The sequence below is a fragment of the Pseudomonas sp. BJa3 genome (assembly GCF_026343815.1).
Lineage (GTDB): Bacteria > Pseudomonadota > Gammaproteobacteria > Pseudomonadales > Pseudomonadaceae > Aquipseudomonas > Aquipseudomonas soli.
The window spans coordinates 85,797-102,097 of sequence record NZ_JAOXMC010000012.1 but is presented as its reverse complement, the minus strand read 5'-3'; the positions used below and the strand labels follow the sequence as shown (position 1 = coordinate 102,097).

Annotated in this window: 19 protein-coding genes; 6 read left to right on the top strand and 13 right to left on the bottom strand. The window is 64.2% G+C overall.

Translation table 11 applies throughout. From position 1 onward, the window contains the following. The first annotated feature begins 20 nt into the window (after nucleotides 1–20). The 3 genes from OH705_RS16655 (at nucleotide 21) to OH705_RS16645 (ending at nucleotide 2,033) form a co-directional block, all read left to right on the top strand. Nucleotides 21–833, top strand: coding sequence for a thiazole synthase (locus tag OH705_RS16655; protein WP_023629908.1), 813 nt, complete (start codon nucleotides 21–23; stop codon nucleotides 831–833). Nucleotides 834–842: 9 nt separating this feature from the next. Beyond that, complete coding sequence (gene trmB, locus OH705_RS16650; RefSeq protein WP_267302568.1) at nucleotides 843–1,565, top strand: tRNA (guanosine(46)-N7)-methyltransferase TrmB; 723 nt, start codon at nucleotides 843–845, stop codon at nucleotides 1,563–1,565. Nucleotides 1,566–1,871: 306 nt separating this feature from the next. After that, nucleotides 1,872–2,033 carry a hypothetical protein gene (locus tag OH705_RS16645; RefSeq protein WP_267302567.1) on the top strand — a complete coding sequence of 54 codons (162 nt, stop codon included), beginning with the start codon at nucleotides 1,872–1,874 and terminating at the stop codon, nucleotides 2,031–2,033. A 78-nt stretch (nucleotides 2,034–2,111) separates the two neighbouring features. Here the strand turns inward: OH705_RS16645 and OH705_RS16640 are convergent, their stop codons facing one another. The 9 genes from OH705_RS16640 to OH705_RS16600 form a co-directional block, all read right to left on the bottom strand. Beyond that, nucleotides 2,112–2,438, bottom strand: coding sequence for a DUF3392 family protein (locus tag OH705_RS16640; RefSeq protein WP_011531731.1), 327 nt, complete (start codon nucleotides 2,436–2,438; stop codon nucleotides 2,112–2,114). Nucleotides 2,439–2,447: 9 nt separating this feature from the next. Continuing rightward, complete coding sequence (gene hemW / locus OH705_RS16635) at nucleotides 2,448–3,626, bottom strand: radical SAM family heme chaperone HemW (protein ID WP_094011019.1); 1,179 nt, start codon at nucleotides 3,624–3,626, stop codon at nucleotides 2,448–2,450. After that, nucleotides 3,623–4,219, bottom strand: coding sequence for an RdgB/HAM1 family non-canonical purine NTP pyrophosphatase (gene rdgB, locus OH705_RS16630; RefSeq protein WP_104444773.1), 597 nt, complete (start codon nucleotides 4,217–4,219; stop codon nucleotides 3,623–3,625). The genes hemW and rdgB overlap by 4 nt, the downstream gene beginning before the upstream one ends. Then, a complete protein-coding gene (locus OH705_RS16625) occupies nucleotides 4,216–4,650 on the bottom strand; it encodes a DUF4426 domain-containing protein (RefSeq protein ID WP_023630878.1) in 435 nt (144 codons plus the stop codon). The genes rdgB and OH705_RS16625 overlap by 4 nt, the downstream gene beginning before the upstream one ends. 22 nt (nucleotides 4,651–4,672) lie before the next feature. Beyond that, entirely contained in the window at nucleotides 4,673–5,293 is a 621-nt protein-coding gene (gene metW / locus OH705_RS16620; RefSeq protein WP_023630879.1) for a methionine biosynthesis protein MetW, read from the bottom strand. Between the two features lie 7 nt (nucleotides 5,294–5,300). After that, on the bottom strand, nucleotides 5,301–6,440 hold the full coding sequence (metX, locus tag OH705_RS16615) for a homoserine O-succinyltransferase MetX (RefSeq protein WP_104444775.1): 1,140 nt from the start codon (nucleotides 6,438–6,440) through the stop codon (nucleotides 5,301–5,303). 88 nt (nucleotides 6,441–6,528) lie between these two features. Beyond that, nucleotides 6,529–7,119 carry a YggT family protein gene (locus OH705_RS16610; RefSeq protein WP_023630880.1) on the bottom strand — a complete coding sequence of 197 codons (591 nt, stop codon included), beginning with the start codon at nucleotides 7,117–7,119 and terminating at the stop codon, nucleotides 6,529–6,531. A gap of 10 nt (nucleotides 7,120–7,129) precedes the next feature. Beyond that, on the bottom strand, nucleotides 7,130–7,948 hold the full coding sequence (proC, locus tag OH705_RS16605) for a pyrroline-5-carboxylate reductase (protein WP_094011023.1): 819 nt from the start codon (nucleotides 7,946–7,948) through the stop codon (nucleotides 7,130–7,132). A gap of 39 nt (nucleotides 7,949–7,987) precedes the next feature. Beyond that, nucleotides 7,988–8,674: a YggS family pyridoxal phosphate-dependent enzyme gene (locus OH705_RS16600; protein ID WP_267302566.1), complete on the bottom strand. Its 687-nt coding sequence runs from the start codon at nucleotides 8,672–8,674 to the stop codon at nucleotides 7,988–7,990. Between the two features lie 65 nt (nucleotides 8,675–8,739). On the opposite strand from OH705_RS16600, the gene OH705_RS16595 reads away from it, so the two are divergent. Beyond that, the gene (locus OH705_RS16595; RefSeq protein WP_267302565.1) at nucleotides 8,740–9,732 is read left to right on the top strand and encodes a type IV pilus twitching motility protein PilT; all 993 of its coding nucleotides are present in this window, start codon (nucleotides 8,740–8,742) and stop codon (nucleotides 9,730–9,732) included. 37 nt (nucleotides 9,733–9,769) lie between these two features. Here OH705_RS16595 and OH705_RS16590 read toward each other — a convergent pair whose 3' ends face one another. Further along, entirely contained in the window at nucleotides 9,770–10,417 is a 648-nt protein-coding gene (locus OH705_RS16590; protein ID WP_267302564.1) for a C40 family peptidase, read from the bottom strand. A 157-nt stretch (nucleotides 10,418–10,574) separates the two neighbouring features. Between OH705_RS16590 and OH705_RS16585 the strand changes: the two genes are divergently transcribed. Next, nucleotides 10,575–11,000: an NINE protein gene (locus OH705_RS16585; protein ID WP_023630210.1), complete on the top strand. Its 426-nt coding sequence runs from the start codon at nucleotides 10,575–10,577 to the stop codon at nucleotides 10,998–11,000. A 37-nt stretch (nucleotides 11,001–11,037) separates the two neighbouring features. On the opposite strand, the gene OH705_RS16580 is transcribed toward OH705_RS16585, so the two are convergent. The 3 genes from OH705_RS16580 to OH705_RS16570 all read right to left on the bottom strand — a co-directional run bounded on the left by OH705_RS16580 (nucleotide 11,038) and on the right by OH705_RS16570 (nucleotide 15,916). Beyond that, a complete protein-coding gene (locus tag OH705_RS16580; protein WP_023630209.1) occupies nucleotides 11,038–11,742 on the bottom strand; it encodes an SPOR domain-containing protein in 705 nt (234 codons plus the stop codon). A 1-nt stretch (nucleotide 11,743) separates the two neighbouring features. Next, nucleotides 11,744–13,480 (bottom strand): arginine--tRNA ligase, encoded by a 1,737-nt coding sequence (argS, locus tag OH705_RS16575; protein WP_094011027.1) that lies wholly within the window; start codon nucleotides 13,478–13,480, stop codon nucleotides 11,744–11,746. Nucleotides 13,481–13,696: 216 nt separating this feature from the next. Beyond that, nucleotides 13,697–15,916 carry a primosomal protein N' gene (locus OH705_RS16570; RefSeq protein WP_094011028.1) on the bottom strand — a complete coding sequence of 740 codons (2,220 nt, stop codon included), beginning with the start codon at nucleotides 15,914–15,916 and terminating at the stop codon, nucleotides 13,697–13,699. Nucleotides 15,917–16,085: 169 nt separating this feature from the next. Between OH705_RS16570 and rpmE the strand changes: the two genes are divergently transcribed. Beyond that, the gene (gene rpmE / locus OH705_RS16565) at nucleotides 16,086–16,301 is read left to right on the top strand and encodes a 50S ribosomal protein L31 (RefSeq protein ID WP_031315083.1); all 216 of its coding nucleotides are present in this window, start codon (nucleotides 16,086–16,088) and stop codon (nucleotides 16,299–16,301) included.

Here is a 16,301-nt window from a genome sequence, read left to right as displayed (position 1 = left end):
ATCTTTCCTGAGGAACAACGATGAGCAACGTTCGCAGCGACAAGCCCTTCATCCTGGCCGGGCGCACTTTCCAGTCGCGCCTGCTGGTAGGCACCGGCAAGTACCGTGACATGGAAGAAACCCGCCTGGCCACCGAGGCCTCGGGTGCCGAGATCGTCACCGTCGCCGTGCGTCGTACCAACCTGGGCCAGAACGCGGGCGAGCCGAACCTGCTCGACGTGCTGTCGCCAGACAAGTACACCATCCTGCCGAACACCGCCGGTTGCTTCGATGCGACGGAAGCGGTGCGCACCTGCCGCCTGGCCCGTGAGCTGCTCGATGGCCGCAAGTCCCATGAGTCCAGGACGCTGGTGAAGCTGGAAGTGCTGGCCGACCAGAAAACCCTGTTCCCCAATGTGATCGAAACCCTCAAGGCCGCCGAAGTGCTGGTCAAGGAAGGTTTCGACGTGATGGTCTACACCAGCGATGACCCGATCATCGCCCGTCAGCTGGCCGAAGTCGGCTGTATCGCCGTCATGCCGCTGGCCGGCCTGATCGGCACCGGCCTTGGCATCTGCAACCCGTACAACCTGCAGATCATCCTGGAGGAATCCAAGGTGCCGGTGCTGGTCGATGCCGGCGTGGGTACCGCCTCCGACGCCACCATCGCCATGGAAATGGGTTGCGAAGCGGTGCTGATGAACTCGGCCATCGCCCATGCCCAGCAGCCCGTACTGATGGCCGAGGCCATGAAACACGCCATCGTTGCCGGTCGCATGGCCTACCTGGCCGGCCGCATGCCGAAAAAACTCTATGCCAGCGCCTCTTCGCCGCTGGATGGTCTGATCAAGTAAGAGCTCCTGATGACTGAATCGCAAGAAACGCCGATCTCCAAAGACGGCGAAACCCGTCCGCACCGCCGTATCAAGAGCTTCGTGATGCGCGCTGGGCGCATGACCGAAGGCCAGCAGCGCGGCCTGGACCAGGGCGGCCCCCTGTTCATCCTGCCGCTGACCGACAGCCCGGTGGACTACGACCAGGTGTTCGGCCGTTCGGCTCCGCGTACCCTGGAGATCGGTTTCGGCATGGGCCACTCGCTGCTGGAAATGGCCGCCGCTTCGCCCGAGCTGGACTTCATTGGTGTCGAAGTGCACCGCCCGGGTGTCGGCGCGCTGCTCAATGGCGTGCTGACACAGGGGCTGAAGAACCTGCGGGTGTACGACTGCGATGCCATCGAAGTGCTCAACCGCTGCGTGGCGGACAACAGCCTTGACCGCCTGATGCTGTTCTTCCCCGATCCGTGGCACAAGGCGCGTCACCACAAGCGCCGGATCGTTCAGCTGGAGTTCGCCGAACTGGTGCGCCGCAAGCTCAAGCCCAGTGGCGTGTTCCACATGGCGACCGACTGGGAGCCTTATGCCGAGTACATGCTGGAAGTGATGAACGCAGCGCCCGGCTATCGCAACCAGGCGGCTGATGGTACCTACGTGCCACGCCCGGAAGAGCGGCCGATCACCAAGTTCGAGCGTCGCGGTGAGCGCCTTGGGCATGGGGTGTGGGATCTGAAGTTCGAGAAGGTGAGCTGAGCCGGGTTCGTTCGGTGCAGTCCTTCAAACCTGCGAAATTGCAGGTGCAAAAAAACCGCCTTGAGAAGGGCGGTTTTTTTATGTGGGCCTCGGGTTACGAAGCCTAGCCCACGAACATCACTGGAGACAGTCACAACTGGATCTTAGGATGGCCTCGAATACAGGTCAACCAAGGAAATATCCGGCATTACGTGTGACAGGACAGGTAACAGTTCTGGTAAAGAGGTTCACGTAAGATCGATTTGCTCGCGCCGGTGATATTTATCGAAGGGCCACCAACCTGGCCGCTTCACTGGAGGCAGTCACATGCTCTCCGAAGGTGTCGAAGTGCCGGTTAGACGCTGGAAGAATGGCCCAGCCAACACGGAGGCCAAGGCATATGAAGCGTTTGCTGAATACGCTGAGCCGCGTCTGGAAGCTCATTCGGATCCTGATCATTTTCAGGACCGTCAGGGACTTCCTGCGTGATCACTTCTATGATGCCCGTTAAGAGGTTAGTCGGGTGAGAAGCCGCCCTGGCCCGCCAGGGCGGCTTTTAGCGGACGCTCACCCCCGCCGATCAGCGACCACGCCGATCAAAACCAGCACCACCAGCAGCACCGGCGCCAGCGCATAGTTGTTGAACTGCCCCAGCCCCTTGACGATCCACGGCGTCGCATAGATCAGCGCCGCACCGCTGCCGATCATCACCAGCAGTGCCATGAACGGCACGCGCAGGGCGCCGGCCAGGCCGCCCAGGCGCCCTTCGACCCAGCCTTTGATATCGGTGCCGAACAGCACCAGCAGGCAGCCCACCAGGGCCAGCGAAATCTCCGAGAGGTTGCTGCGGCTCCAGCGGGAAACGGTCGAGAGCAGGTCAAGTACCAGGTCCATGGGTCATCCTTAATTCAAGAAGTACTGCAGCAGGTCGTTGAGGAACAGCTGGCCGCGCGGCGTGGCGGCCAGCCGATCCGGTTCGACCCGCAAAAGGCCTTTTTGTTCGGCTTCACGGCGGGCTTCGGCCAGTTGTGCAAGGGGCAGGCCGGTACGCAGGTTGAACAGCTCGGCCTCCACGCCGTCGGTGAGGCGCAGCGCGTTCATCAGGAACTCGAAGGGTAGCTCATCGGCCGGCAACAGCTTCTCACCGGCCTTGAACGGCTTGGACGGGTTCAGGTAGTCCTTGGGCAGGCGGGTCTTCCAGGTACGCAGGATGCGCCCGTCCGGGAATGACAGCTTGCCATGGGCGCCGGCACCGATGCCGATGAAGTCGCCGAAGCGCCAGTAGTTCAGGTTGTGCCGCGCGGCACGACCGGCTTGGGCGTAGGCCGAGACTTCATACTGGCGGTAACCGTGGTCGGCCATCAGCGCCTGGCCGGCTTCCTGGATATCCCAGAGGATGTCGTCCTCGGGCAGCTCAGGTGGCTGGTTCCAGAACACGGTGTTGGGTTCTACCGTCAGCTGGTACCAGGACAGGTGCGTCGGCGCCAGTTCGATGGCCTGGCGCAGGTCACTTAGGGCGTCGTCGAGCGACTGGTCCGGCAAACCGTGCATCAGGTCCATGTTGAAGTTGTCGAAGCCCGCAGCGCGGGCCATATCGGCGGCGCGCACCGCTTCGGCGCCATTGTGGATGCGCCCGAGCCTTTCGAGCTTGGCGGGCTGGAAACTCTGCACGCCGATGGATAGCCGGTTGATGCCGGTCTGGCGGTAGGCCTTGAACTTCTCCTGCTCGAAGGTACCCGGGTTGGCCTCGAGGGTGATCTCGATGTCCGGGGCGAACGGGATGCGTTGCTCGATACCGCGCAGCAGGCGCCCAAGCGCGTCGGCGCTGAACAGGCTCGGGGTGCCGCCGCCGAAGAAGATCGTGCTGATCGGACGGCCCTGCACGGCATGCATTTCCTGGTCGAGGTCGGCGAGCAGGGCGTCGATGTACTCGGCTTCCGGCAGGATCGGGCCGGCCTGGTGCGAGTTGAAGTCGCAGTACGGGCATTTGCGCACGCACCAGGGAATATGGATATAGAGCGACAGCGGCGGGAGTTCGGGAAGGATCAGGCCCGCCGGCTGTACCAACAGCTTTTCGCTCATGCCAGGCCCAGACGCTGACGCAGCAGGGCCATGGCGCGGGCGCGGTGGCTGAGCTGGTTCTTGTCGGCAGGCGCCAGGTCGGCGCTGGAGCACTTGCGCTCCGGCACCCAGAACAGCGGGTCGTAGCCGAAACCGTGTTCGCCGCTGGCTTCGAACAGGATGCTGCCGTGCCACAGGCCTTCGCAGAGGATCGGCAGCGGGTCGTCGGCGTGCCGCACCAGGGCCAGAACGCAGACGAACTGCGCGCCGCGCTGGTCTTCAGGAACGTCCTTGAGCGCATCGAGCAGCTTGGCGTTGTTCGCCGCGTCGCCCTTGCCGTCGGCATAGCGCGCCGAGTAGATACCCGGCGCGCCGCCGAGGAAGTCCACCGCCAGGCCCGAGTCGTCGGCCAGGGCCGGCAGGCCGGAGATGCGCGCGGCATTGCGCGCCTTGAGGATGGCGTTCTCGACGAACGACAGGCCGGTTTCCTCCGGCTCAACCTGGCTGAATTCACCAATCGAGCGAAGGTTCACGGACTCGCCGAGCATGGCCTGCAGTTCCTTGAGTTTGCCGGCGTTATGGCTGGCCAATACGAGTTGCTGGATATTCATCATTCGCCTGGGAACACTTCCTGATTGAAGCTGAGTTTATTGCTGACGCCGCCGGTCTCGACGTTGAGGTCGAAGGTGACGGTCTCGGCCTGGTCGATCTTGAACTGTGCGATGTAGTACACCGCACCCTGATCGGTAATCTGCTTGAACGACAACGGACTGCTGCGCCCGGTGAGATCTTTCACTGTGCCGCTGACTACCGCCATCGCGGGTTTGCCGGCCTTGAGCACGGCGATGTTGAGCACGCCCTGGTTCTTGCTGCGGGTCAGGCCCGTGGCGGCAGCTATGTCGGGTTGCAGCATGCTTGAGGTGAAGGCGCTGTAGTGGACCGTCACATCACCGAACACTTCCTTGCGCTCGGGCCTGGCGGCATCGGCAGCCAGTACCGGCAAGGCCAGGCACAGGCTGATCAGAAACAGTGCTAGTCGACGCATGATGCCATTCCTCCGTTGAGGGTCAGACCGCGAGCTGATGCTCCTGCAGGCCCGGGCTGCTGACCCGATAGATACCGATCTCACCTAGAAGATTAGGCCAAAGCCGTCCACCCAACCCGTTACGGTGCAGGTGGTCGACGGCGAGGCGGTCGAGGACCTTGGCCTTGCGCTCATGGCACAGGTTCTCGAAGTCCTCGAAGGTGCAGAAGTGGATGTTCGGTGTGTTGTACCAGGTATACGGCATGAAGTCCGAGACCGGCATGCGACCCTTGGTCGCCAGGTACCAGCGGCAGCGCCAGTGGCCGAAGTTGGGGAAGGTGATGATGCACTGGCGGCCCACCCGCAGCATTTCGTCGAGGATCCGGTCGGGGTACTCCACGGCCTGCAGGGCCTGGGTCATGACCACCACGTCGAAGCTGTTGCTGGCGAAGTTGCCCAGGCCCTTGTCCAAGTCCTGCTCGATCACGTTGACACCCTTGGCCACGCAGGCGGCGATGTTGTCGGGGTCGATCTCCAGGCCGTAGCCGGTGACGTTCTTGCGCTCGCGCAGCGAGGCCAGCAGTTCGCCGTTGCCGCAGCCCAGGTCGAGTACCCGGCTGCCGGCGGGGATCCAGTCTTGGATGATTTCCAGGTCGGCTCTCATGGGGTCCTCAAACGGCGATGCGGTTCATGTAGTTGGCGAAACCCTGCATGTAGCGGGGGGTCGGGATGAGGAAGGCGTCGTGGCCGTAAGGCGAGTCGATGTCCAGGTAGCAGACGTTCTTGCGCGCGGCCATCAGGGCGTCGACGATCTCCCGCGAACGGGCCGGCGAGAAGCGCCAGTCGGTGGTGAACGACATGATGCAGTAGTCCGCCGTCACATGTGCCAGGGTCGCCGCCAGGTCACCGCCGTGGGCGGCGGCCGGGTCGTAATAGTCCAGTGCCTTGGTCATCAGCAGGTAGGTGTTGGCGTCGAAGCGCCCGGAGAACTCCTCGCCCTGGTAGCGCAGGTAGCTCTCGACCTGGAATTCGACGCTGTGGAAGTCGTAGTTGAGCTTGTCGCTCTTGAGCTCGCGGCCGAATTTCTCGCCCATCGAGTCGTCGGACAGGTAGGTGATGTGACCGACCATGCGCGCCAGCATCAGGCCGCGCTTGGGGATCACGCCCCGGTCCTGGAACGAACCACCGTGGAATTCCGGGTCGGTGAGGATGGCCTGGCGCGCCACTTCGTTGAAGGCGATGTTCTGCGCCGACAGCTTGGGCGCCGAGGCGATGTCCACGCAGTGGCGCACCCGGTCCGGGTAGGTGATGGTCCATTGCAGCGCCTGCATGCCGCCCAGGCTGCCGCCGACGATGGCGGCCCAGGTGTGGATCCCCAGGCGATCGGCCAGGCGCGCCTGGCTGTGCACCCAGTCTTCCACGGTCAGCACCGGGAAATCGGCGCCGTAGGGCTTGCCGGTGGCCGGATTGAGACTGCTTGGGCCGGTGCTGCCATTGCAACCGCCGAGGTTGTTCAGGCTGACCACGAAGAAACGGTTGGTGTCGATGGGCTTGCCGGGGCCGATGCAGCTGTCCCACCAGCCCGGCTTGCGGTCGGTGGCGGCATGGTAGCCAGCGGCATGATGGTGGCCGGACAACGCATGGCAGATCAGCACGGCATTGCTGGCGTTGCTGTTGAGGGTGCCATAGGTTTCGTAGATCAGCTCGTACGAGGCCAGGGCGCGGCCACAGGCCAGGGCCAGCGGTTCATCGAACCGGGCGATCTGCGGTGTTACCAGACCGACGGAATCTTCGGGAAGGACAGTGGACATCGACCCTGCTCACGCTTGACGGAGGCGTAAGTCTAAAGAGCGCTACCCCCAGCGGCAAGCAAAGGCTTGCCGCTGGATGCAGGGTGGGTCAGATCATCCGCCACAGCTCTTGCGGCATGCCGGCGTAGGCTGCCAGCTGGGGCATGAGGAACGACTGGATCACCTGGATGGCGATGAAGGCGAAGATCGGCGAAATGTCCATGCCGCCGAGGTTCGGCACCAGGCGGCGGAACGGCGCCAGCACCGGTTCGCTGATCTGGTAGGCCAGTTCTGCAGCAGGGTTATGGCTGTTCGGCGCGACCCAGGAGACGATCACCATGACGATCATCGCCACCCAGAAGATCTTCAGGAACAGCGAGGTGATGCCCAGGATCGACCACATCAGCAGGTGCAGGACGTCGCCGAAGGTGCCGTAGGTGACCATCAGCACGAAGGCCATCAGCAGCGCCTGGATGATGATCGACAGCAGCAGCGAGGAGGTATCCAGGCCAGCGATGCTGGGGACCACGCGGCGCAGCGGCTTGAGCAGTGGCTGGGTGGCGCGCACGGCGAACTGGCTCAGCGGGTTGTAGAAGTCGGCCTTGACCAGCTGCAGCACGAAGCGCAGCAGGACGATCACCAGGTACAGGCTGACCAGGGTTTGCACCACGAAGATCGCGGCGCCGGACAGTGCATTCATCAAAAGCTCCTTATTTGCCCAGTTTCTCGGCCAGCTCGGCCGAGCGTTTCGCCGCGGCCTGCAGGGCCTGTTCGACGATGGCCTCGAAGCCGTTGGCCTGGAACGATTTGATCGCCGCTTCCGTGGTGCCGGCCGGCGAGGTCACGCGGCGACGCAATTCGGCGGCGTCGACGTCGCTGGAAACCGCCATGCGGGCGGCGCCCAGGGCGGTCTGCAGGGTCAGTTGCGAGGCGGTCTCGCGCGGCAGACCGAGTTTTTCGCCGGCAGCGGTCATGGCCTCGATCAGCAGGAAGAAGTACGCCGGGCCGCTTCCGGAAACAGCGGTCACGGCGTCCAGCTGCTGTTCTTCATCAAGCCACAGGGCGGTGCCCACGGCCGACAGCAGTTGTTCGGCCTGGCGGCGTTGTTCCATGGTTACTTCCCGGGTCGCATACAAGCCGCTGACGCCTTGGCGCAGCAGCGCCGGGGTGTTCGGCATGCAGCGCACCAGGGGGATCGCGCCCAGCCAGGCCTGCAGGCTGGCGCAGGTGATGCCGGCGGCAATGGAAACCACCAGCTGGCCTGGTTTCAGGTTCGGCTTCAGCGTTTCGCAGACCGCTTTCATTACCTGCGGTTTGACTGCCAGGACGACCACGTCCACGCCATCGATGGCCTGGGCGTTGTCTTCAAAGGCTTCGATGCCGTGCTCGGCCGTGATCCGTGCGCGGGTTTCGGCACCCGGGTCGCTGGCGCGGATCAGCGCGGTGTCCAGGCCCTGGGCGCGCAGGCCGCCAATCAGGCTGGCGGCCATGTTGCCGGCGCCGATAAAGGCAATACGAGTCTTGCTCATGTCGGGTCCTTGTGGGGGAAGGGAGAGTTAAGCATGGATTCAGGCCTGACCGTAGTCGCGGGCGCCGAACAAGGCGGTACCGATGCGGACCCAGGTCGCACCTTGGGCGATGGCGGCTTCCAGGTCATGGCTCATGCCCATGGACAGGGTGTCTAGGTCGAGGCCGAGCTGGGCCTGCAGTTCACGTAGCGTGGCGAAAGCGGCCTCTTGCTCGGCGCGGTCCTCGGTAGGTTCCGGGATCGCCATCAACCCGCGCAGGCGCAGGCCGGGCAGGGCGTTCACGGCCTGCGCCAGGGCTGGCAGTTCGGCGGGCGAGCAACCGGACTTGCTGGCCTCGCCGCTGACATTCACCTGCAGGCAGATGTTCAGCGGCGGCAGCGCGGCGGGGCGCTGCTCCGAGAGGCGTTGGGCGATCTTCTGGCGGTCCACGGAATGTACCCAGTCGAAGTGCTCGGCGATGGCCTTGGTCTTGTTCGACTGAATGGGGCCGATGAAGTGCCAGATCAAGGGCAGGTCGGAAAGCGCCTGTTGTTTTGTCAGCGCTTCCTGAAGGTAGTTCTCACCCATGTGGCAAAGGCCGGCGGCATGAGCTTCGCGGATGGCGCTGGCGGGCTTGGTCTTGCTCACTGCCAGCAGCTGCACGCTGGCCGGATCACGCCCGGCGGCCCGGGCCGCTCTGTCGATGCGGTGGGCAATGACGGAAATATTGTCTGCTAGGGTGGACATGGTTCGTCGCCGAAGGCTTTGGGGTCTGCGGCATTCTACCTGCTTGATCGCCGTTGGGGAGTCTCATGGATGTGGCTGAGCTGCTGGGCCGGGCCGTGGCCGAGGGCGCCAGCGACCTGCACCTGGCCGTGGGCGAGCCGCCGTTGCTGCGCCTGGATGGCGAGCTGCGGCGCATGGCGGTGCCGGTGCTGACCTGCGCCGCTCTGGAGCAGGGAATGGCCGACCTGCTCGATGACGGGCAGCGGCGGCAATGGCTGAGCGGTGATGAACTGGATCTGGCGCTGAGCTTGCCCGGTGTGGGGCGCCTGCGCTTGAACCTGTTCCGCCAGCGCAATGGGTTGGGCGCAAGCGCGCGCCTGATCCCGGCTCGGGTCCCGAGCCTCGATGAGCTTGATCTGAACGATGTGTATCAAGTCGTTGCGCAATGCCGGGATGGCCTGGTGCTGGTGGGCGGGCCGACGGGTAGCGGCAAGTCCAGCACCCTGGCGGCGCTGCTCGATCAGATCAATCGCGAACGCGCGTTACAGGTCATCACCCTTGAAGATCCTATCGAATTTATCCACAGCGGCCAGGGTTGCCTGGTCAACCAGCGGGAGATCGGCGTGCACAGCCGTGACTTCGCCCAAGGGCTGCGCAGCGCCCTGCGCCAGGATCCGGATGTGATCATGGTGGGTGAGTTGCGTGATCTGGAGAGCATCCGCCTGGCGTTGCGCGCGGCAGAAACCGGGCATCTGGTGCTGGCAACGGTGCACACCCGCTCGGCGGTGAACAGCATCGACCGGCTGGTAGAGGTGTTCGCGGCCGAGGAGAAGCCGCTGGTGCGCATGATGCTGGCTGAATCACTGCGCCTGGTGGTGGCTCAGGTGCTGCTCAGGCGGGTGGGCGGCGGCAGGGTCGCCGCAAGAGAGGTACTAATAGCGACGCCAGCGATGCGCAACCTGATTCGCGAGGGGCGCATGGCACAGGTGCAGTCGGTGATGCAGGCGGGGGCGGCATTTGGGATGCAGACGATGGAGGGAGCAATGCGGGCGCTCAGGCAGAACGGCCTGGTTGATTAGCATTGCTGCCTGCTGGGGCAAGCCCGCGATTGAGGGCTTAGCGCTTGGCCAGGGCCAACGCCTGCTGGTTCTTGGGCAGGACGCGCTTGGCTACCACGTAGTGCTTTTGCCAATAAGGTTTTTCCAGGCTGTCGATGCTCACCCGTTTGCCGGTGCGTGGCGCGTGGATGAAGCGATCGTTGCCCAGGTAGATGGCTACGTGATTGACCCGGCGACTCTTGATGTTGAAGAAGATCAGGTCGCCCGGCTTGAGATCGCTCTTGGCGACCTTGACGCCCTGGCCCCGGGCCATTGCGTTGGAGGTGCGCGGCAGGTCGACATCGGCCACATCGTTGAACGCGTACTTGACCAGGCCGCTGCAATCGAAGCCCTTCTTCGGGCTGCTGCCGCCCCAACGATAGGGCGTACCTAGTACGTTCACGGCGCGGCTGAGCACTTCACTGCTCTGCTTGGGTGACATGGCCACGGCCTGCATGCCCACAGCTTGTTGCTGCTTGGCGGCGTTGGCCGGGCGAGCGCGCACGGAACTGCTGCGATACTGGATCGGGGTGCGTTTCACCGTGGCGTCGGCGTTGGTCGTATAGCCGGTGAATCCGCTGGGAAGTCGTTGCTCACGGTTGGTGGCGTGGGCGGCCAGGGGTAACAAAAGGCAGAGGGTCAGCCATGTCTTGATAAAAGGTGGCATAGATGAAGCTCTTATAAGTGTTGGCGCGCAACTTTATAACAGCTTTTTGATCAAATTCTGATCCGTTGGTCGCTCAAGCACGTACCATATGTCGGGTCAAAACGAAAAAGTCACATTTTTCCTTAGAAAATTTTCGGCTATCCCACGAGGGCTTCGAATGAATGGTTATCAACAGGGTGCTCCCTCGCACGACACCCATAGCAAGGTTCTCGGCTACCTGCTGTGGATCTTCGGCTTTACCGGCTCGCACCGCTTCTACTACGGCAAGCCGATCACCGGAACCATCTGGTTCTTCACCCTGGGCTTGCTGGGCATCGGCTGGCTGATCGACCTGTTCCTGATCCCGTCGATGGACCGTGAGGCAGACATGCGTTTCGAGTCGGGCGGCGTGGACTACAACCTGGCGTGGATACTCCTGACCTTCCTCGGCATCTTCGGCGTGCATCGGCTGTATCAGGGCAAGTGGATCAGCGCGCTGATCTACCTGTTCACCGGAGGGTTGTTCCTGTTGGGTGTGCTTTATGACTTCTGGACGCTCAACAGCCAGATTTCCCAGGTCAACGCCGAGCGTCGCCGGGTATGAAAAAAGGCCTTGTCGCTGAGCGGCAAGGCCTTTTTCGTTACTGACGCCGCTGTTGCAGCAGCAGGTTGCTGAAACCTGCCCCGGCCAGCTGTTTCTGCGCCACGGTCAGCTGTTCGCGGTTGCTGAACGGGCCGACCATCACGCGGTACCAGGTCTCTTCCTTCACCGTGCCCGACTCAACCTTGACCGCCTGGCCAAGCAGGATGATCTGCGCACGGACCTTGTCGGCATCGGCCTGCTTGCGGAACGAGCCGGCCTGCAGGAAGAACTGGGTCGTGGCCGCTGGCTTGATCACCGGTGGTGCCGGTGGCGGTGTCTGGCCCAGCAGGGCGGCCTGGGCCCGGGCGGTGTCGATCTTCGCCGCTTCCGCAGGGGTGACCGGCGTGCTTGGCACGGGCGGTTGCGCCGGTACCGGCGGAGTTTTCTCCGGCACGGCCTCGGGCGGTACGATCACTTCCGACTCCGGCAGCAGCGTATAGAAGTCGTACTTCGGCTTCACCGGTTGCTGTGGCGTCGGCGTGGTGGTCTTGCTCGCTTCGGCGACCTTCTCCTGCTTATGTTGCTCGGGCTTGGTGCGCTTGATATCAGCGCCACCGGGTTCGAGCTTCATCAGGAAGACGATGAACGCCCCCACGGTCAGGCCGACCGCCAGCCACACCCAGCCCGGAATCGGCTGCTTGCTGGCGGGCGGCTGGGAGCGGCTGGCGCCGCGCTTGGGTGCGGGTTTCTTCTTTGCAGCCAACTTACATGCGCTCCAGGGTTTCCAGGCCGAGCAGTTCCAGGCCCTGCTTGAGGGTGCGGCCGGTCAGGGCGGCCAGGCGCAGGCGGCTCTGCTGTTGTTCGGCGGTTTCGGCGGAAAGGATCGGGCAGTTCTCGTAGAAGCTGGAGAACAGGCCGGCGAGGTCGTACAGGTAGGTGCACAGCACGTGAGGCGTGCCTTTTTCGGCGACGTTGTTGAGGATCTCGCCGAACTGCGCCAGGCGCGCGGCCAGGTCCTGCTCGTGCGCTGCCTGCAGGACGATGCTGCCGTCGACTTCGTCGAAGCCCTTGCCGAGCTTGCGGAACACGCCGGCCACGCGGGTGTAGGCGTACAGCAGGTACGGCGCGGTGTTGCCCTCGAAGTTCAACATCAATTCGAAGTTGAAGCTGTAGTCGCTGGTGCGGTGCTTCGACAGGTCGGCGTACTTGACCGCGCCGATGCCGACCACTTCACCGATGTGGCGCAGCTCGTCCTCGGCCAGCGACGGGTTCTTCTCCTTGACCAGCGCATAGGCTCGGTCCTTGGCCTCGGTGAGCAGGTCGATCAGCTTGACGGTGCCGCCATCGCGGGTCTTGAACGGGCGGCCATCGGCGCCGTTCATGGTGCCGAAGCCCATGTGCTCCATCTTCATCGGGTGGCCGACAAAACCTGCGCGACGGGCCACTTCGAACACCTGGTTGAAGTGCAGGGCCTGGCGCTGGTCGACGAAGTACAGGGCACGGTCGGCCTGCAGCTTGTTGCTGCGGTAGCGCACGGCGGCCAGGTCGGTGGTGGCGTATAGGTAACCGCCGTCGGCCTTCTGCACGATCACCGGCAGCGGCTCGCCCTCGGCGTTCTTGAATTCCTCGAGGAACACGCACTGCGCGCCCTGGTCCTCGACCAGCAGGCCCTTGGCCTTGAGGTCGGCGACCACGTTGGCCAGGTCGGCGTTGTAGGCGCTCTCGCCCATCACGTCGGCCATGGTCAGCTTGACGTTGAGCAGCTCGTAGGTCTTCTGGCAGTGCGACAGCGAGATGTCCTTGAAGCGCGTCCACAGCGCCAGGCACTCGGGATCACCGGCCTGCAGCTTGACCACCAGCCCGCGGGCGCGGGTGGCGAACTCTTCGGACTCGTCGAAGCGCTTCTTGGCGGCGCGGTAGAAGTTCTCCAGATCCGACAGCTCGTCACTGGTGATCGGGTTTTCCTGGAGGTAGGCCATCAGCATGCCGAACTGGGTACCCCAGTCACCCACGTGGTTCTGGCGGATGACGTCGTCACCGAGGAACTCCAGTACCCGGGCAACGCTGTCGCCGATGATGGTCGAGCGCAGGTGGCCGACGTGCATCTCCTTCGCCAGGTTCGGTGCCGACATGTCTATCACCACTTTTTCCGCCGGGCCGGTCTTGCGCACGCCCAGGTGGCCATCGCTCAGGGCGGCGTCGAGGCGGCCTGCCAGCGCTTCGGTGTTCTGGAAGAAGTTGAGGAAGCCGGGGCCGGCGATCTCGGCCTTGCTGATGTCGGCGCTGGCCGGCAGGGCGGCGATGATCTTCTCGGCCAGGTCGCGCGGTTTCATGCCGGCCGGCTTGGCCAGCATCATGGCGATGTTGCTGGCGAAGTCGCCGTGGGTCTTGTCCCGGGCGTTTTCCACCTGGATCGCCGGCGTCAGCCCTTCAGGCAGCACACCGTCGGCGACGAGTTGGGTGAGGGCTTGCTGGATCAGCTGGCGAATGGTGTCTTTCATGAGGGTCTCTTTTCGACCGCAAGCGCGGTGGAGCGCTTCGATGCGCAGGTGGAAAAACTGGGCATTATCCGTTGCCGGGGGCGGGTTGCCAACCTTTTGGGGCACAGTCCATTGTCGGTGTGGGGGGGGGGGGGGGGGGGGGGGGGGGGGGGGGCCCCGGGCCGCCCCCCCCCCCCCCCCCCCCCCCCCCCCCCCCCCACGCCAACCCTCAAAAAGTCAGTAAAGGTCGACCGGATCGACATCCAGCGACCAGCGCACCTGGCGCCCCGACGGCATCTGCTCCAACACTAGCAACCAGGCACTGATCAGTCGATGCAGGGGTGCCCGGGCATTGGCCTGGAGCAATAGTTGCGCACGGAACCTGCCCGCCCGTCGCTCCATGGGTGCCGGGACCGGGCCGAGCAACTCGATGCCGTGCAGCCCCTGCTCGGCAAGTATGCGCTCGGCGGCGGCGCAGGCTTCGTCAAGGAAGCCTTCCGCCTGGCCCGGCTTGTGCGCGTCGGCGCGCAGCAGCGCCAGGTGAGCGAACGGCGGCAGCCCGGCCGCACGGCGCTCGCTCAAGGCCTGTTCGGCAAAGGCGAAGTAGCCCTGCTCTGTCAACTGCACCAGCAGTGGGTGATCGGCCAGGTGGGTTTGCACGATGACCTTGCCCGGCTCTTCGGCCCGGCCGGCCCGGCCGGCCACCTGGACGATCAGCTGGGCCATGCGTTCGCTGGCGCGGAAGTCGCCGGAGAACAGCCCGCCGTCGGCATCGAGGATCGCGACCAGGGTGACGCGGGGGAAATGGTGCCCCTTGGCCAGCATCTGGGTGCCGACCAGGATGCTCGGCTGACCACGCTGGATAGTGGCGAACAGGTTGTGCATGGCGTCCTTGCGCGAGGTGCTGTCGCGGTCCACGCGCAGGATCGGGTAATCCGGGAACAGCACCTTCAGGCGCTCCTCGGCACGCTCGGTACCGGCGCCTACCGGGCGCAGGTCGACGTGGGCGCATTGCGGGCACTGCAGCGGCAGGCGCTCGTCGTAGCCGCAATGGTGGCAGCGCAGCACGGCGGAGCGTTGGTGCACGGTCATGCGCGCATCGCAACGTGGGCATTCGGAGAGCCAGCCGCAGTCGTGGCACAGCAATGTGGGGGCGAAGCCGCGGCGGTTGAGGAACACCAGCACCTGCTGGCCGGCCTCGAGTGTCTGGCGGATGGCCTGCTGCAATGGGCCGCTGATGCCGCTGTCCAGTGGCAGGCTGCGTACGTCAAGGCGCAGGAAGCGCGGTGCTTTGGCGCCGCCGGCGCGCTGGTTCATGCGCAGCAGGCCGTAGCGGCCACTGTGGGCGTTGTGCAGGCTTTCCAGCGACGGTGTGGCCGAGCCCAGCAGAATCGGGATGTTCTCCTGGTGCGCACGCACCACGGCCAGGTCGCGGGCGTGGTAGCGCAGGCCTTCCTGCTGTTTATAAGAACCGTCGTGTTCTTCGTCGATGATGATCAGGCCCGGGTTCTTCATAGGGGTGAACAGTGCCGAACGGGTGCCGATGATGATGTCCGCATCGCCATCGCGTGCCGCCAGCCAGGCGTCCAGGCGCTCGCGATCACCCACCGCCGAATGCAGCAGGGCGATGCGCGCGTTGAAGCGTTGCTCGAAGCGTTGCAGGGTCTGCGGGCCGAGATTGATCTCGGGGATCAGGATAAGGGCCTGCTTGCCGGCTTCGAGGGTTTCGCGAATCAGCTGCAGGTAGACCTCGGTCTTGCCGCTGCCGGTGACGCCAGCCAGCAGGTAGGCGTGGAAGGCGCTGAAGCCCGAGCGCACGGCCTCGAAGGCAGCGCGCTGTTCTTCGTTGAGCGGCAGTTCCGGTTGGGCCAGCCAGTGCTCGTGGCGTGCGGCCGGCAGATGGCGGCGTACTTCGACTTCCACCAGTTCCTTGGCCAGCAGCAGGTCGAGGCTGTCCTTGTTCAGACCAAGCTTGCTCAACAGGCTGTGGGCTACGCCGTGGGGGTGCTGCGACAGGGTCTTGAGAGCGTCGCGCTGGCGCGGGGCGCGGGCGATGCGCGGGTCTTCCAGGCGCGCACCGGGCGCGACATGCCAGAAGCGTTCCTGGCGCGCCTCGGCCGGTTCGCCCTGGCGCAGCAGCGTCGGCAGGGCCCAGTTGAGAGTGTCGCCCAGGCTGTGCTGGTAGTACTGGGCCGTCCACAGACACAACTTGAACAATGCCGGCGGCAGGGGGGAGACCGGGTCGAGCAGGGCGCTGGCCGGCTTGAGCTTGTCGGCTGGCACCTCGCTGTGCTCGGCGACCTCCACCAGTACCCCGATCATCTCGCGGCGGCCGAATGGCACGCGGATGCGCATGCCTGGCGTCAGTGCCTGGCGCGCCATGCTCGCGGGTGCCCGGTAGTCGAACAGGCGACGCAGGGGCGAGGGCAGGGCAAGGCGCAGAATGACGTCGGACACGCGGAAGGTCTCTGGAGGGTGTTTCACAAATCAGGCGAGCCTAGCAGACGACGGTCGGTGCAAGCGACAACTTGCGCTACGGCTGCTCTCTGGTATTATTCGCCGCCTAATTACGTGCGGTATTCAACAATAGGTGTTGGGTGGCGGCACGCAGCTCGAGGAAGTGACCATGAAAGCAGATATTCATCCGAACTACGAAGTAGTTGCAGTCACCTGCAGCTGCGGCAACAAGTTTGAAACTCGTTCGACCATGGGCAGCGTCCTGGCGATCGACGTTTGCAACCTGTGCCACCCGTTCTACACCGGTAAGCAGAAAGTCCTGGACACCGGCGGCCGCGTACAGAAGTTCGCCGATCGCTTCGGCATGTTCGGTGCCAAGAAGTAA

Coding starts and splice junctions, on each gene's coding strand:
- OH705_RS16585 (WP_023630210.1), top strand. CDS start 10,575: ATGAATGGTTATCAACAGGGTGCTCCCTCGCACGACACCCATAGCAAG.
- rdgB (WP_104444773.1), bottom strand. CDS start 4,219: ATGATGAATATCCAGCAACTCGTATTGGCCAGCCATAACGCCGGCAAA.
- OH705_RS16600 (WP_267302566.1), bottom strand. CDS start 8,674: ATGTCCACCCTAGCAGACAATATTTCCGTCATTGCCCACCGCATCGAC.
- OH705_RS16640 (WP_011531731.1), bottom strand. CDS start 2,438: ATGGACCTGGTACTTGACCTGCTCTCGACCGTTTCCCGCTGGAGCCGC.
- trmB (WP_267302568.1), top strand. CDS start 843: ATGACTGAATCGCAAGAAACGCCGATCTCCAAAGACGGCGAAACCCGT.
- OH705_RS16590 (WP_267302564.1), bottom strand. CDS start 10,417: ATGCCACCTTTTATCAAGACATGGCTGACCCTCTGCCTTTTGTTACCC.
- metX (WP_104444775.1), bottom strand. CDS start 6,440: ATGTCCACTGTCCTTCCCGAAGATTCCGTCGGTCTGGTAACACCGCAG.
- metW (WP_023630879.1), bottom strand. CDS start 5,293: ATGAGAGCCGACCTGGAAATCATCCAAGACTGGATCCCCGCCGGCAGC.
- rpmE (WP_031315083.1), top strand. CDS start 16,086: ATGAAAGCAGATATTCATCCGAACTACGAAGTAGTTGCAGTCACCTGC.
- OH705_RS16645 (WP_267302567.1), top strand. CDS start 1,872: ATGCTCTCCGAAGGTGTCGAAGTGCCGGTTAGACGCTGGAAGAATGGC.
- OH705_RS16625 (WP_023630878.1), bottom strand. CDS start 4,650: ATGCGTCGACTAGCACTGTTTCTGATCAGCCTGTGCCTGGCCTTGCCG.
- OH705_RS16595 (WP_267302565.1), top strand. CDS start 8,740: ATGGATGTGGCTGAGCTGCTGGGCCGGGCCGTGGCCGAGGGCGCCAGC.
- argS (WP_094011027.1), bottom strand. CDS start 13,480: ATGAAAGACACCATTCGCCAGCTGATCCAGCAAGCCCTCACCCAACTC.
- OH705_RS16655 (WP_023629908.1), top strand. CDS start 21: ATGAGCAACGTTCGCAGCGACAAGCCCTTCATCCTGGCCGGGCGCACT.
- proC (WP_094011023.1), bottom strand. CDS start 7,948: ATGAGCAAGACTCGTATTGCCTTTATCGGCGCCGGCAACATGGCCGCC.
- OH705_RS16610 (WP_023630880.1), bottom strand. CDS start 7,119: ATGAATGCACTGTCCGGCGCCGCGATCTTCGTGGTGCAAACCCTGGTC.
- hemW (WP_094011019.1), bottom strand. CDS start 3,626: ATGAGCGAAAAGCTGTTGGTACAGCCGGCGGGCCTGATCCTTCCCGAA.